Origin of the sequence: Mesorhizobium sp. M7A.F.Ca.US.002.01.1.1, from assembly GCF_004022955.1 — a bacterium.
Classification (GTDB): Bacteria; Pseudomonadota; Alphaproteobacteria; order Rhizobiales; family Rhizobiaceae; genus Mesorhizobium; species Mesorhizobium ciceri.
This window is the reverse complement of sequence record NZ_RZQE01000117.1, coordinates 1-14,037: the sequence shown is the minus strand read 5'-3', so window position 1 is coordinate 14,037 and position 14,037 is coordinate 1. Positions and strand designations below refer to the sequence as shown.

Sequence of the window (14,037 nt, the reverse complement as noted above, 5' to 3'; positions counted from 1 at the left end):
GGCGGGTATGGCGGATGATCTCGTCGACCGGCACTGGCGTCGGGCCGAGCGCCTCGATGACGCGGGCGCGGTCGCTTTCGCCGGGCGGTGGTGCGGCCAAGAAGTCGGGCGGCTCTTCGAACGGCGGCACGTCGGGCGCTCGCATGCCGGTCAGCGGCGCGATTGCCCTGGAAATATCCGATGCCTCGGTGACCAGGGTGGCGCCCTCCTTGAGCAGGCCGTTGGCGCCGGCGGCGCGTGGATCGAGCGGTGAGCCCGGTACAGCGAAGACCAGTCGGCCCATTTCGCCGGCAAGCCTGGCGCTGATCAGGGACCCAGAGCGTTGCGCTGCCTCGACCACCACCAGCCCAAGGACCGCACCCGCGACAAGGCGGTTGCGGCGCGGAAAATCCTGAGCGCGCGGCTGCCAGCCGAACGGCATCTCCGAAATGATGGCGCCACGCTCGGCAATCTCTTCGCACAGGCCTGCATTTTCAGGCGGATAAGGCTGGTCGAGGCCGCCGGCCAGCACGCCGATCGTGCCGGTCGCAAGACTGCCCTGATGCGCCGCTGTGTCGATGCCGCGCGCCAGGCCGGAGACGATTGCGTAGCCGTCGCGGCCGAGGTCGGCTGCCAGCATGCGCGCCATCTTGATGCCGGCCAGCGACGCGTTGCGTGCCCCGACTATGGCGACACCCGGCAGCCGGAAAACAGCTGCGTTGCCCTTTACCGCCAGCAGGGGCGGCGGATGATCCATGTTGCGCAAGAGGGGTGGGTAGTCTGCTTCACCGATGCCGACAAAGCGGGCGCCGGCCTTTCCAGCTGTTTCCAGTTCGGCCTCGGCCTCGGCAACGGACGGGATGCGGGCGATCCGGATGGCGCCGCCCGAAATCATCAGTTCCGGCAGTATTTCAAGCGCCGCTTCGGCTGAGCCGAAGCGGTTGATCAGGTCGCGAAAGGAGGCAGGGCCGACATTCTGGGTGCGGATCAGTCGTAGCCAGCTCAGCCGCTGCCGGTCGCTGAGGCGCGGCCCGGCGGTCGGCTCGCTCATCCCTTGGCTCCGATCTTGCCCTCGGTGCCGGCAAGCAGGCGCGAAATGTTTTCCCGGTGCTTGATGAAAACGATGACGCTCATCACCACGAACAATCCGGCAATTTGCGGCGTGCTCAGGACATAGAGGGCGATCGGCACGATGACCGCCGCCGTCAGCGCCGCAAGCGAGGAATAACGGAAGAGGAATGCCATCACCAGCCAGACGACGGCGAAGATCAGCGCTACCTGCCAGGCAAGGCCGATCAGCACGCCGAGATAGGTGGCGACGCCCTTGCCGCCCTTGAAGCCCAGCCATACCGGGAAGAGATGACCGAGAAAGGCGCCGAGACCGGCCCAGATCGCCAGGTCAGGCGCGAAATAGCCAGCAATCAGCACGGCGGCCGTGCCCTTCAGCACGTCGAGCAACAGCGTCGCCGCGGCTAGGCCCTTGTTGCCGGTGCGCAGAACATTGGTGGCGCCGATGTTGCCCGAGCCGATCTGGCGCACATCGCCAAGGCCGGCCGCGCGGGTGAGCAGAAGCCCGAACGGAATCGAGCCCAGGAGATAGCCGAACACAAGCGATGGGATGAGGCTGTAAGTCATTGTTTCCCCCGCATTTCCCCCAGTTTGGCCGGATCAGGCGCGGTGCGCGGGTTGTCCGGCTCAGACGGAGAGCACTGTGCGGCCCGCAACCAGAGTTTGCAAGACCTTGCCTTGCAGGCGCGCACCTTCGAAACAGGTGTTTTTTGAGCGCGAACGAATGCCGCTTTCGCTGACGATCCAGGGTTCGTCGAGGTCGACAAGCGCAAGATCGGCGACAGCGCCGGGCTTCAGCGTGCCACCGGGCAGTCCGAACAGTTTTGCCGGGGCCGTGGACAGGGTCTCGATCAGCCTCAGCAACGGCACGTCGCCATTGTGGTAGAGCCGCAAGGCCGCGCCCAGCAGCGTCTCCAACCCGATGGCGCCGGCCGCCGCATCGGCGAAGGGCAGGCGCTTGGTGTCGACATCCTGCGGATCGTGCGAGGAGACGATGACGTCGATCGTACCGTCCCTGACCGCCTCGATCATCGCCAGCCGGTCTTCCTCGGCACGCAATGGCGGCGTCAGGCGAAAGAAGGTGCGGTATTCGCCGACATCGTTTTCATTGAGCGACAGATTGTGGATCGCCACGCCCGACGTCACCGTCGCCCCGTCGGCCTTGGCACGCGTTACAGCGTTTGCCGCCATCGCCGTCGAGATCTTCGCCGCATGGTACGAACCGCGCGTCAGCCGCGCCAGCGCAAGGTCGCGTTCCAGCGGGATGGATTCGGCCTCGCGCGGAATGCCGGAAAGGCCGAGCCAGCTGGCGTAGAGGCCTTCATTCATCACGCCGGATGAACCGAGGTCCGCATCCTGCGTCTCATGCACGATGGTGGCGCCGAAGTCGCGCGCATAGGTCAGCGCGCGGCGCATCACCAGCGCACTCGATATGGTGTGGCGGCCATCGGTGAAGGCGACCGCGCCGGCTTCGCGCAGCAGGCCGAACTCGGTCATCTCGCGCCCGTCGAGGCCCTTGGTGATCGCCGCTGCCGGAAAGACGTTGACGATAGCCGTGTCTTTCGCGGTGCGCAGCACGAACTCGACCAGCGCCACATTGTCGATCACTGGGTCGGTATCGGGCATCATGACGATGGAGGTGACGGCGCCAGCCGCCGCCGCGACACTCGCCGACGCAATGGTTTCGCGATGCTCGCCGCCCGGTTCGCCGATGAAGACGCGGCCATCGACCAGGCCTGGAATGATCGCCTTGCCGGCGCAGTCGATTATGGTGGCGCCCTCGGGCGCGCCCTGGTTGAGCGCTGCCTTGCCGGCGGCAACGATCTTGCGGCCATCGACGATGACGGCGCCGATCTCGTCGATGCCGCGCGAGGGGTCGACGATGCGGGCGCGCTCAAAGACCGTTATGCTCATGCGCCGCGGCCCTCTTGGTTGCGACGGGGATCGAGCAGCGCTTCCATGACCGCCATGCGCACAGCAACGCCCATTTCGACCTGTTCCTGGATGACGCTTTGCGGGCCGTCGGCGATTTCCGAAGCGATCTCGACGCCACGGTTCATCGGTCCGGGGTGCATCACCAACGCGTCGTCTTTGGCCGCCTTCAGTTTTTCCGCATCGAGGCCGAAATAGCGGAAATACTCGCGCACCGAAGGCACGAAGGCGCCTTCCATGCGCTCGCGCTGCAGGCGCAGCATCATCACCACATCGGCGTCCTTGAGGCCTTCGGCCATCGAACGGGTGACGATGACGCCCATCTTCTCGATGCCAGTGGGCAGCAGCGTCGACGGCGCAACGACGCGCACCTGCGCGCCGAGCGCGTTGAGCAGCATGATGTTGGAGCGCGCCACGCGCGAATGCAGGATGTCGCCGCAGATCGCCACGATCAGCTTCGACAGCGGGCCTTTGGCGCGGCGGATGGTCAGCGCGTCGAGCAGCGCCTGTGTCGGGTGCTCATGCGCGCCGTCGCCGGCATTGACGACGGAGCAGCCGACCTTCTGCGCGAGAAGCGCGGCCGCACCGGCCGACTGGTGGCGGATGATCAGTATGTCGGGCCGCATGGCATTCAGCGTCATCGCCGTGTCGATGAGCGTTTCGCCCTTCTTCACCGAAGAGCTTGCCACCGACATGTTCATGACATCGGCGCCAAGCCGCTTTCCGGCCAGTTCGAACGACGACTGCGTGCGCGTCGAGGCTTCATAGAACAGGTTGATCTGTGTGCGGCCGCGCAGCGTCGAGGTTTTCTTCTCGGACTGCCGCGAGATCGCGACCGCCCGGTCCGCCCTGTCGAGCAACAGCTCGATGTCGGCAGGGGAAAGGTCGCGGATGCCCAGAAGATGGCGATGAGGATAGGGGGACGAAGCGTCGGTCATCTCAAGGGGCTGCTATAGGGTGGAGACTTTGCGGCTGCAAGCGCCAGCTTTGCATTGGAGCCGTTCTCCTCATTTTTTTCGTGTAGACGGCCGATTGTATCGGCCGGTATTTTCATCGCGCGCGCTGCATGGCTTGGCTATATCTAGCCGACAGCCTCGGATTCGTGGCTTTCTGACGATAGAAGGATTGGGCGTGACCGACGACGTGACGAACCAGCCGCCGCCGCTGACGGGCGGCAACGCCTGGCGGGGCGATCCGTTGCTGATCCAGCTCGCGGAGCGTTTTTCCGATCCGGTGCGCCGGGAACTCGACGGTCTCGGCCGTTTCGTGCTGACGCAGGAGGCGCAGGAACTGGCGCGCCTCGCCAATGTCGAGACGCCGAAGCTGAGGACGCATGATCGCCAAGGACGGCGCATCGACGTGGTCGAGTTCCATCCCGCCTATCACGCCTTGATGCGCCGCTCCGTGGCCAATGGGCTGCATTCCTCGGTGTGGGAAAACGGCGACACCGAGATCGGCCGCCGCCATCAGGTCCGTGCCGCCCGGTTTTATCTGACGGCGGAGCTCGAGACCGGGCATCTGTGCCCCATCACCATGACCAACGCTTCGCTAGCGGCCTTGATGGCCAGCCCGAAACTGTTTCGTGAATGGGCGCCGCGCGTGACGACGCGCAAATATGACCAGAGCCAAAAGCCGCCGGTCGAGAAAACCGGGCTGACGCTCGGCATGGGCATGACCGAGAAACAGGGCGGCACCGATGTGCGCGCCAATGTGACGAGGGCGGAACGCGCCGGCAGCGGTTTTTATCGTCTGACCGGGCACAAATGGTTCATGTCGGCGCCGATGTCGGATGCCTTCCTGGTGCTGGCGCAGGCGCCGGAGGGGCTGTCGTGCTTCCTCGTACCGCGCGTTCTCGGTGACGGCTCGGGCAACGGCTTCCGCTTCCAGCGGCTGAAGGACAAGCTCGGCAACCGTTCCAACGCATCCTCCGAAGTCGAATTCGTCAATGCCATCGGCGAGATGGTCGGCGAACCCGGTGCCGGTGTGAAGACGATCATGGACATGGTGACGCTCACCCGGCTCGATTGTGCCATCGCCTCGTCGGCGATCATGCGCGCGGGCCTCGCCGAGGCCGTTCATCATGCCCGCCATCGTCAGGTGTTCGGTTCGACCCTGATCGAGCAGCCGTTGATGCAGCGCGTGCTGGCCGACATGGCACTCGATGTCGCCGCCGCCACCGCACTGTCGTTCCGGCTGGCGCGGTCCTTCGACGAGGCGGCCAGCGACCGCGGTGAAGCGGCGTTTGCCCGCGCCATGACGCCGGTCGTCAAATACTGGGTCTGCAAGATCGCGCCGCCTTTGCTCTATGAGGCGATGGAGTGCCTCGGCGGCAATGGCTATGTCGAGGAGGCGCCGCTCGCCCGCTATTATCGCGAGGCCCCGGTCAACGCGATCTGGGAGGGCTCGGGCAATGTCATGGCGCTCGACGTGCTGCGCGTGCTTGGCCGTGCGCCCGGCCTGTTCGAGGATGTGCTGGCCGGCATCGACCGCGATCTCGGCGCCGGCGGACGCGGCACGATCGGCGTGCTGAAGGCGGCGATGCAGGTCGCTACAACCGACGAAGGTTCGGCTCGGCTGCTCACCGAGCAGCTGGCTCTGTCGGCTGCGGCGGCAGAATTGCGCCGTCTGGGGGCAGGGCGGATCGCCGACGCTTTCGTCGAGACGCGATTGGCCGGCCAATGGCGCAACACCTATGGCATGATCGATTCGCGCCACGATGCACGCATGATCATCGACACGCTCTATCCGCCGGTGAACTGAGCCGCGAGCATCGCAAAAACCGGCGCCATCCACAGTTTTGAGGCGTTGGTCCGTATCCTCTCGCATATGGCTAATTTCCGTTAACCTTAACAAATGGTTTCCGTTGCGATGGCGAGCGGCAAGGCCCACTGTCCCGGCGCAAGCAGGCAATGGTTCAGATTGGCCGTCTCCTGCTTTGCGAAGCAGGAACACCGATGCGACAGGTACTGACCTCTTTTCTGACCTTGCACTGGACGATTGTTTTCGCCCTGCTTGCGCTCATCTGCATCGACGGAAACCGTGGTGTGGCGGCGGCGCTCGGCGTGATCGGTGCCACAATCGAGGGTACCCGCTTCGTCAACCTCGACAATTTCGTTGTCGTGGCGCCGCTTGCCACCGCATTGCTGGTCGTCGCGGTTCTGTTTTTCTGGGCCTTTGTCGAAGCCCTGGTCAACGACGCGACCAGCCCGGACGCCGACAGCGTTGCCCGCATCGCCTTCATCTGCGCGTCCGGCGTGTTGTCGCTGATCGTCATCGGGGGTGCTGCGCAAGGCATAAACGGGCTGTTCATGGCTGTTGCCGTGCAGCTGGCAGCACTTCTGGCATCCTATGTCGCCATGCTTGCCGAACGGCGGTCCGTGGTTGCGGCAGCGGCTTCGGGCGAAGGCGAGATCCATGCCGTCGCGCACGGCATGGCAAAAGCCGCAGCCCACAATTCGCTGCTTTCACTCATATCAGGCCGAACGGTGTCCAAAACCGGCTCCAATCCCAGGGGAGGCCGCTGATGCGCTACATCTTCGGATTCTGGGCGGCGCCGATGGCGATTTTCTGGGGCTGGTTCTATCTGTCGGCCAATGACATCAATTTCGGCTACGCGATGCTCAGCCGCCAGATGCACGACTTCTTCTTCCAGCTCTACGGTCAGATGCTCGGCATCGATCCGGCGATCATCCCCGGCATGGTGGCGAAGACGTGCGTCTTCGACGGGTTGCTGCTGATGGCGCTTTGGGCATTCCGCCGTCGCCGCGAAATCGCCGGCTGGGTCAGACAGCGCTGGGCGGGTCCGGTTCCGTTCGAGCGGATGCGTGGAGCGACTGAAGCCGGTCCAAAACTCCCTGCAGAATAAACGCGGCTGCCGCCGAATCGATCTTACCGGCGCGCTTGCGGCGCGAGAAATCCATCTCGATCAGCGTCCTTTCGGCCGCGACCGTCGATAGCCTTTCATCCCAGAGCACGAAGGGCAGGTCGCTCATTTGTGCCATGTTACGGACGAAGGCGCGCGATTTCTGCGCACGCGGACCTTCCGAGCCGTCCATGTTGATCGGCAGCCCAATCACCACGGCGCCGGCATTCTCCTTTTGTAGCAAGGCGAGCAGCACCGCCGCATCGAGCGAAAATTTCCTTCGCATGATGACCGGACGCGGATGGGCGAAGGAAAACCTCTGGTCCGAGACCGCGACGCCGATCGTCTTGTCGCCGAGGTCAAGCCCCGCCAGCGTCTTACCGCCGGCTAACCGCGCCGGCAATTCTTCGATCGTGATAATGCCCACCGGCCGTCCTTCGCCTTTCACCACCAGGTGTTTTGTCAAACGCGTGGCGGACAAGTAACCCTTTGATCTCGGGGCCACTGGCGTTCTATCCTTTGGCAAGTCAAAAATCGAGGAATGCATTCATGAAACTGACCTGGTACGGCCACTCGGCCTTTCGGATCGATACCGCTGATGCCAAGATCCTCATCGACCCCTATCTGATAGGCAATCCGTCATGGACGGGTGGCTGGGAGGGCCCGGCTGAGGGTGTCACGCATGTGCTGCTGACGCATGGCCACAGCGACCACATCAGCGGCGCGGTGGAGGTGCTCGGCAAAAGCGGCGCCCAGCTCGTCGCCAATTTCGAGATCTGCATGTATCTGGTCGGCAAGGGCGTCAGCGACAAGAAGATCAATCCCGGCAACATCGGCGGCACCGTCGATTGCGGCAGCTTCACCACCACTTTTGTCCAGGCGCTGCACTCATCCTCGTTCCCGGGCGAGGGCGGCCAGAACACCTATCTCGGCAATCCGGTCGGCCTCGTCCTGCATTTCCCGGAAGACAAAACGCTCTATCACATGGGCGACACCGACATCTTCTCCGACATGGCGCTGATCAACGAGTTGCATGAGCCGAAGATAGGCCTGGTGCCGATCGGCGACCGCTTCACCATGGGCGGCGCGGTGGCGGCACTTGCCTGCCGGCGCTTCTTCAAATTCGACACCGTGGTTCCCTGCCACTTCGGCACGTTTCCGATGATCGACCCGACCGCCGATAAGTTCGAGGCCGGCCTGGAAGGATCCGGTGTAAGGCTGGCGTTGCCGAAAATCGGTGAGACGATTACGATCTAGAAACAGCTAAAGTGGAATAAATCCATGGTATTGGGGCGATCTCTTTGCGTTTCGATGTTTGTCGCGGCGTCGCCCGCGCTCGCCGCGGATGATTTCATCGAAGGCGTCTATCTTCAGTCCGAAGAGCTTTGCACGCAGGCCAAAAAGGACACGCTGCAAACGCTGATCGACGCCGGCAACATCGTGCTTTCGGCGCACGGCCTGCAGAGCGTGGAATACAATTGCGAGTTTCTGCAGGTCAGCAAGGCGACCGCTTCGCCGAGTTGGGCGGTGACGGCCATCTGCCAGGAACCGGGCTATGTCTTCCCAGATGTCCTCTCGGTGACGCAAATGAATGAGAAGCAGATCGATCTCGTGTCGGTCCGGCCCGTCAACGACGAAAGCGAAGCAAGCGGCAACAGCGGCAGCTACTATTTGTGCGAGGGCGTTGCCCTGCCGTAGACATCATCCTGTGCGTGGATCGATGGCCGAAGACTAGGCCGCCGCCGCAGCCTGGTCTCTCGCACGATGCATGTTGCGCAGCGCGCGCGGCGCCGCTATAGCCCGAACTGGTTTTCCCCGAGGCAAAAACATGTCCGTAGATCTTCAGACAGTGAAGCGCGTCGCGCATCTCGCCCGCATTGCAGTGAGCGAGGAAGATGCCGAACGGATGACCGGCGAGCTGAACGCCATTCTGGGCTTCGTCGAACAGCTGAATGAGGTCGATGTTTCCGGCATCGAACCGATGACCTCGGTGACGCCGATGGACATGAAGAAGCGTCAGGACGTTGTTACTGACGGCGGCAAGGCAGCTGACATCGTCGCCAACGCGCCGGCGACCGAAGAGAATTTCTTCCTCGTGCCGAAGGTCGTGGAGTAAACCGGACGATGGCAATCGACATCGCCATTGAAACGCCACTGCAGGACGACGTGCGCGGCCTGGTCGAGGAACTCAACCAGACCTTGCTCGAACTGACGCCGCCGGAGCATTGCTATCATCTGACGGTCGAGCAGATGGCTGGTGAGGACACGACTGTCTTCATCGCCCGCGACAACGGCATGGCCATTGGCTGCGGTGCGCTGAAACGCCATGACGGCGCTGTCGGCGAGGTCAAGCGCATGTACACGCGGCCCTCGCATCGCGGGCAGAAGATCGCCGCGAAAATCGTCGAGCAGGTCGAGGCGCTGGCGCGCAACGAGGGGCTGAAGCGCCTGGTGCTGGAGACGGGCGACCGTCACCCCGCGGCGTGGACCGTCTACGAACGCGCCGGGTTTTCGCGTTGCGGCCCGGTGCTGGATTATCCCGATTCCGAGTGGTCGGTGTTTTACGAAAAGAGCCTTTGATGAGCGACCTGACCCAGCTGACGATTTCACAGGCCCGCGGCAAGCTGCACGGCAAGGAAATCACCGCGACCGAGATCACCGAGGCCTATCTCTCGGCCATCGATCGCGCCAATCCCGCGCTCAATGCCTATGTCGCGGTGACAGGCGACAAGGCGCGCGACATGGCCAAGGCGTCCGACGCAAGGCTGGTCAAGGGCGAGGGCGGTGCGCTGGAAGGCATCCCGCTCGGAATCAAGGACCTGTTCGGCACCGAAGGCGTCCATACGCAGGCCTGCAGTCATGTGCTGGACGGGTTCAAGCCGCGCTACGAATCGACCGTTACGTCAAATCTGTGGGCCGACGGCGCCATCATGCTCGGTAAACTCAACATGGACGAGTTCGCCATGGGCTCGTCCAACGAGACGTCCTACTATGGCCCGGTCATCAATCCGTGGCGGCGCTCGCGCCTAGACACGGTGGTGATGCCGACGATGCATCAGGGTGATGGCGGCTTCGTCTCGGCCGGCGGCACCAGGACCGCGCGCAGCCTGGACAATGCGCAGCTGGTGCCGGGCGGTTCTTCCGGCGGTTCGGCAACCGCAGTGTCGGCCTTCCTGTGTGCCGGCGCGACCGCGACGGATACTGGCGGCTCGATCCGCCAGCCGGCCGCCTTCACCGGCACGGTCGGCATCAAGCCGACCTATGGCCGCTGCTCGCGCTGGGGCATCGTCGCCTTCGCCTCGTCGCTCGACCAGGCCGGCCCGATCGCTCGTGACGTGCGCGATGCCGCGATCCTGCTGAAGTCGATGGCCTCCGTCGATCCGAAGGACACGACGTCGGTCGACATGCCGGTACCGGACTATGAGGCCGCGATCGGCAAGCCGATCAAGGGCATGAAGGTCGGCATTCCCAGGGAGTACCGCGTCGAGGGCATGCCCGAAGAGATCGAAGCGCTGTGGCAGAAGGGCATTGCCTGGCTGAAGGACGCCGGCGCCGAGATCGTCGATATTTCCCTGCCGCATACGAAATACGCGCTGCCCGCCTATTACATCGTGGCGCCCGCCGAGGCTTCGTCCAATCTCGCCCGCTACGATGGCGTCCGCTACGGCTTGCGCGTGCCGGGCAAGGATATCGTCGACATGTATGAGAAGACCCGTGCCGCCGGTTTCGGCCGTGAGGTCAAGCGCCGTATCATGATCGGCACCTATGTGCTGTCGGCCGGCTATTACGACGCCTACTATCTGCAGGCGCAGAAGGTGCGCAATCTGATCAAGCGGGATTTCGAGACTGTCTTCGCCGCCGGCGTCGATGTCATCCTGACCCCGGCAACGCCATCCGCCGCCTTCGGCATCGCCGACGAGGACATGGCTGCCGATCCGGTCAAGATGTACCTGAACGACATCTTCACCGTCACGGTGAACATGGCCGGCCTGCCGGGCATCGCTGTGCCCGCCGGGCTCGACGCCAAGGGTTTGCCGCTCGGGCTTCAGTTGATCGGCCGGCCGTTTGACGAGGAAACCCTGTTCCAGACCGCCGCCGTCATCGAGCAGGCCGCCGGCACATTCCAGCCGGAGAAATGGTGGTAGCATGCCGCCCCCGTCTCGCATTTCCATCGTCGAGACGGAAGACGAACTGCTGATAACCAACCCACCGCGCATCTCGGATTTCAGGATGGGCTTCGTCCTGGTTGGGGCCGCGATCGTTGCCTACACCGGCTACATGGGATTGACCGACACGTCGCCCGCAAACGTCGCCAGCGGCACTCTCGGACTGCTGTCGTTCACTGCGATCATTGCCCTCTTCACCTACTTCCTCGGCAAGGATTTCATGTGGCTGGTGTTCGGCAAGGAAACCCTGCGGCTAACCGACGTGGCAGCCGTGCGCGACGTCAGGGGTTTTGTGCGAAATCGTTCCTCATTGCCTTTGAAAGGGCACCTTGAGGCCGAAATCCTCGACCATACCTATCCAACGGATGAAGCGGGGCTGTCGGAAGTCATCAGGTTGACCAACACCAACGGCGTCCTTGTTTTCGGCAGGGAGTTGAGCCGGCCCGAGGCCGAGGCTGTGACAAGTGCCGTCGAGCATTTCACCGGTCGTGAGAATTCGAGCCGACGATAGGCAGCCAATGTTCTTCTATCTTTCCAAGATCTTCTGGTTCTTCATCCAGCCGCTCAACCTGGCGATCTTCCTGCTGTTGGCGGGACTGCTCGCGGTCACGATCGGGCGCCGACGGTTGGCGGCCGCCGGCAGCGTGCTGGCATTTTTGATCCTTGCACTGTCAGCATGGACGTCGCTCGGCGCCATGATGCTCAATCCGCTGGAAGAGCGTTTCGCGCGCCCGCCGCTGCCGGAAAAGGTCGACGGCATCGTCGTGCTCGGCGGCGGCTTCGAGGGCGCCATCAATCTGGCGCGCGGCGGCTATGAGCTGAACAGCAGCGGCGATCGGATGGTCGAGACCGCGATTCTCGCCCGGCGCTTTCCCACCGCCAAGGTGGTCGTCTCCGGCGGCACCGGCGCGTTGTTTCTCGATGGCGAGGGCGATGCCGCAACCGCGCCGCGCCTGCTCACCGCGCTTGGCGTGGCCGCCGACCGGATGATCCTGGAGAACAAGTCCCGCAACACCTATGAGAACGCGGTCTTCACCAAGGAGTTGGTAACGCCGAAGCCCGGCGAGACCTGGCTGCTGGTGACCTCGGCCTTCCATATGCCGCGCGCCAAGGCGCTGTTCGACAAGGCCGGCTTTGCAACCGTTCCATGGCCGGTCGACTATCGCACCTCGGGACGAGAAGGCGTCGGCCTGTTCCGCGACAATCCAGCCGATTCGCTGCAGGCCACCACCATGGCCATCCGGGAATGGATCGGGCTTTTTGCCTACTGGCTGTCAGGCCGGATCGATCAGCCTTTTCCGGGTGGCTGACCGATCACCGCCTGCCTGGCCGCCGAGAAGAACTGGCGCCGCACCAGCACCGCCAGCAGCAACAGCGTCGACAACACGAACACCATGGGGTCGACGAACCAGCCGAGATAACCGATCGAGAAGAACACGCCGCGCAGGCCGGAGTTGAAGTGCTTTCCGGCCAGCATGTTCATTTGCGCCGCACGCCACACCGCCGTTTCGGTGACCGGATTGCGCGAGGCTTCGCCATGCGGGATCGGTACGGCGCCGATCAGGATCGTGCAATAATTGAACAGCCGGTACGCCCAGCCGAATTTGAAGAACGAAAACGCCAGGATCAGCACCAGCCCAAACACCTTTATCTGGAAGGCCGCGCGCGACGGCGCGCCACCCAGAGGCAGGTCGCTGAGCACTTCAAGAACCCGGTCGGACGCGCCGAGCAGGGCAAAGCAGCCGCCGATCGCGATCAGCGAGCTGGAGGCGAAGAAGGCGGTGCCTTGCTGCAGCCCGCTCATGATGGCGGTGTCGACGATGCGGATCTCGCGCTCGGCCATGGTCCGCATCCAGGCTTGCCGCTGTGCATTCATCGCCGTCGTCAGCGACACCCGGCTGACAAGCTTGCCGTCGGAGGCAAACGTGTGCAGCAGCCACGCGACGAGGAAGAAGGCCAGCGCCGCGAGATCGGCTGTCGAAAGATCGAGGGAATCGCCCATGGCCTGAATTTATCACATTCAGCGCGATCGCTTCGATGTCCGCATACAGCGATCGTGCCAATGTCGCTGCCGGAGCAAACAAGGTCGGCGGGTGCAGCGCCGCGATTTCCAAAAGAGCGGAAACATCGTGGGAATTCCTATATGTAGTCCTCGACCTGACTCCAGGAGACAACGCCGCGTGTTCCTTTCGGTTTTCGACCTGTTCAAGATCGGCATAGGACCCTCGAGTTCGCACACGATGGGACCGATGACCGCCGCGGCGCGGTTTCTCGACGAGGTCGCGGGAAATGACTGGCCGCGCCCGGCGGGTGTGAAGGTCGACCGCCTTGGCGCCAGCCTGCACGGGTCACTCGCCTATACCGGCATCGGCCACGGCAGTGACCGCGCCGTCATGCTCGGCCTTGCCGGTCTGACGCCGCAGACGGTCGATCCCGACCAGGCCGATGGCATTGCCAGCCGCATCGCCGCCGAAAAGCGTATTTCGCCGCCCGGCCATCCCACCTATCGCTTCGATCCGGCCACCGATCTGGTGCTGGACCGCAAGACGCCGCTCACCGGCCACGCCAACGGCATGGCGTTCTACGCCTATGATTCCGGCGGCCGCCTGCTGCTCAAGCGCATCTATTATTCGATCGGCGGCGGCTTCGTGGTTTCCGAAGAGGAACTGCAGCGGATGAAGGCCAAGGGATCGGTGACGACGGAAGGCAAGAAAGTGCCTTATCCGTTCAAGAATGCGGTCGAGATGCTGGCCATGGCCGGCAAAAGCGGCCTTTCCATCGCCGACATGAAACGCGTCAACGAGGAGACGCAGATGACGCGCGAGGCGCTCGACGCCGGCCTCGACGGCATCTGGAGCGCCATGAAAGGCTGTATCGACCGTGGCCTGTCGCAGGACGGCATCATGCCGGGCGGGTTGAAGGTGCGCCGCCGTGCCCGCATGCTGCATGACAAGCTGCAGGAGCAATGGCAGCAGAACAAGCCCAATCCCTTGCTCGCCAATGACTGGCTGTCGATCGACGCCATGGCGG

General features: G+C 63.6%; 17 protein-coding genes. 11 read left to right on the top strand and 6 right to left on the bottom strand.

Annotation, left to right across the window (positions count from 1 at the left end; all coding sequences use genetic code 11):
* The 4 genes from dprA to EN932_RS14335 form a co-directional block, all read right to left on the bottom strand.
* On the bottom strand, positions 1-1,030 hold a 1,030-nt coding region (gene dprA / locus EN932_RS14350; protein ID WP_128368879.1), incomplete at its 3' end, for a DNA-processing protein DprA.
* Positions 1,027-1,614, bottom strand: a complete 588-nt coding sequence (gene plsY, locus EN932_RS14345) for a glycerol-3-phosphate 1-O-acyltransferase PlsY (RefSeq protein ID WP_013531796.1) — start codon at positions 1,612-1,614, stop codon at positions 1,027-1,029. The genes dprA and plsY, both read right to left, overlap by 4 nt.
* 60 nt (positions 1,615-1,674) lie before the next feature.
* Entirely contained in the window at positions 1,675-2,961 is a 1,287-nt protein-coding gene (locus tag EN932_RS14340) for a dihydroorotase (RefSeq protein ID WP_127369566.1), read from the bottom strand.
* Positions 2,958-3,917 carry an aspartate carbamoyltransferase catalytic subunit gene (locus tag EN932_RS14335; protein ID WP_013531794.1) on the bottom strand — a complete coding sequence of 320 codons (960 nt, stop codon included), beginning with the start codon at positions 3,915-3,917 and terminating at the stop codon, positions 2,958-2,960. Before EN932_RS14335 ends, EN932_RS14340 begins: the two co-directional genes overlap by 4 nt.
* A 193-nt stretch (positions 3,918-4,110) precedes the next feature.
* Between EN932_RS14335 and EN932_RS14330 the strand changes: the two genes are divergently transcribed.
* The 3 genes from EN932_RS14330 (at position 4,111) to EN932_RS14320 (ending at position 6,844) form a co-directional block, all read left to right on the top strand.
* The gene (locus EN932_RS14330) at positions 4,111-5,739 is read left to right on the top strand and encodes a DNA alkylation response protein (RefSeq protein ID WP_127369565.1); all 1,629 of its coding nucleotides are present in this window, start codon (positions 4,111-4,113) and stop codon (positions 5,737-5,739) included.
* A 194-nt stretch (positions 5,740-5,933) separates the two neighbouring features.
* Positions 5,934-6,503 (top strand): hypothetical protein, encoded by a 570-nt coding sequence (locus EN932_RS14325; protein WP_013531792.1) that lies wholly within the window; start codon positions 5,934-5,936, stop codon positions 6,501-6,503.
* The gene (locus tag EN932_RS14320; protein ID WP_013531791.1) at positions 6,503-6,844 is read left to right on the top strand and encodes a DUF6105 family protein; all 342 of its coding nucleotides are present in this window, start codon (positions 6,503-6,505) and stop codon (positions 6,842-6,844) included. The genes EN932_RS14325 and EN932_RS14320 overlap by 1 nt, the downstream gene beginning before the upstream one ends.
* Here the strand turns inward: EN932_RS14320 and ruvX are convergent.
* Positions 6,762-7,268 carry a Holliday junction resolvase RuvX gene (gene ruvX, locus EN932_RS14315; RefSeq protein ID WP_013531790.1) on the bottom strand — a complete coding sequence of 169 codons (507 nt, stop codon included), beginning with the start codon at positions 7,266-7,268 and terminating at the stop codon, positions 6,762-6,764. The two genes, EN932_RS14320 and ruvX, sit on opposite strands and share 83 nt — an antisense overlap.
* A gap of 122 nt (positions 7,269-7,390) precedes the next feature.
* On the opposite strand from ruvX, the gene EN932_RS14310 reads away from it, so the two are divergent.
* From EN932_RS14310 to EN932_RS14280, 7 genes are all read left to right on the top strand, one after another.
* Positions 7,391-8,098 (top strand): metal-dependent hydrolase, encoded by a 708-nt coding sequence (locus tag EN932_RS14310; protein ID WP_128368878.1) that lies wholly within the window; start codon positions 7,391-7,393, stop codon positions 8,096-8,098.
* A 24-nt stretch (positions 8,099-8,122) separates the two neighbouring features.
* Positions 8,123-8,539 carry a hypothetical protein gene (locus tag EN932_RS14305; RefSeq protein ID WP_082827391.1) on the top strand — a complete coding sequence of 139 codons (417 nt, stop codon included), beginning with the start codon at positions 8,123-8,125 and terminating at the stop codon, positions 8,537-8,539.
* A gap of 130 nt (positions 8,540-8,669) precedes the next feature.
* On the top strand, positions 8,670-8,957 hold the full coding sequence (gene gatC / locus EN932_RS14300; RefSeq protein ID WP_013531787.1) for an Asp-tRNA(Asn)/Glu-tRNA(Gln) amidotransferase subunit GatC: 288 nt from the start codon (positions 8,670-8,672) through the stop codon (positions 8,955-8,957).
* 8 nt (positions 8,958-8,965) lie between these two features.
* Positions 8,966-9,421 carry a GNAT family N-acetyltransferase gene (locus EN932_RS14295; RefSeq protein WP_128368877.1) on the top strand — a complete coding sequence of 152 codons (456 nt, stop codon included), beginning with the start codon at positions 8,966-8,968 and terminating at the stop codon, positions 9,419-9,421.
* Positions 9,421-10,986: an amidase family protein gene (locus EN932_RS14290; protein WP_127385484.1), complete on the top strand. Its 1,566-nt coding sequence runs from the start codon at positions 9,421-9,423 to the stop codon at positions 10,984-10,986. The genes EN932_RS14295 and EN932_RS14290 overlap by 1 nt, the downstream gene beginning before the upstream one ends.
* Before the next feature lies 1 nt (position 10,987).
* Positions 10,988-11,518: a hypothetical protein gene (locus EN932_RS14285; protein WP_127385485.1), complete on the top strand. Its 531-nt coding sequence runs from the start codon at positions 10,988-10,990 to the stop codon at positions 11,516-11,518.
* Between the two features lie 7 nt (positions 11,519-11,525).
* Positions 11,526-12,317: a YdcF family protein gene (locus tag EN932_RS14280; RefSeq protein WP_127385486.1), complete on the top strand. Its 792-nt coding sequence runs from the start codon at positions 11,526-11,528 to the stop codon at positions 12,315-12,317.
* Here the strand turns inward: EN932_RS14280 and EN932_RS14275 are convergent.
* On the bottom strand, positions 12,296-13,009 hold the full coding sequence (locus EN932_RS14275; RefSeq protein WP_013531782.1) for a DUF599 domain-containing protein: 714 nt from the start codon (positions 13,007-13,009) through the stop codon (positions 12,296-12,298). The genes EN932_RS14280 and EN932_RS14275 overlap by 22 nt on opposite strands.
* Positions 13,010-13,187: 178 nt before the next feature.
* Between EN932_RS14275 and EN932_RS14270 the strand changes: the two genes are divergently transcribed.
* A partial coding sequence (locus EN932_RS14270; RefSeq protein WP_206618934.1) for a serine dehydratase beta chain occupies positions 13,188-14,037 on the top strand: 850 nt, incomplete at its 3' end.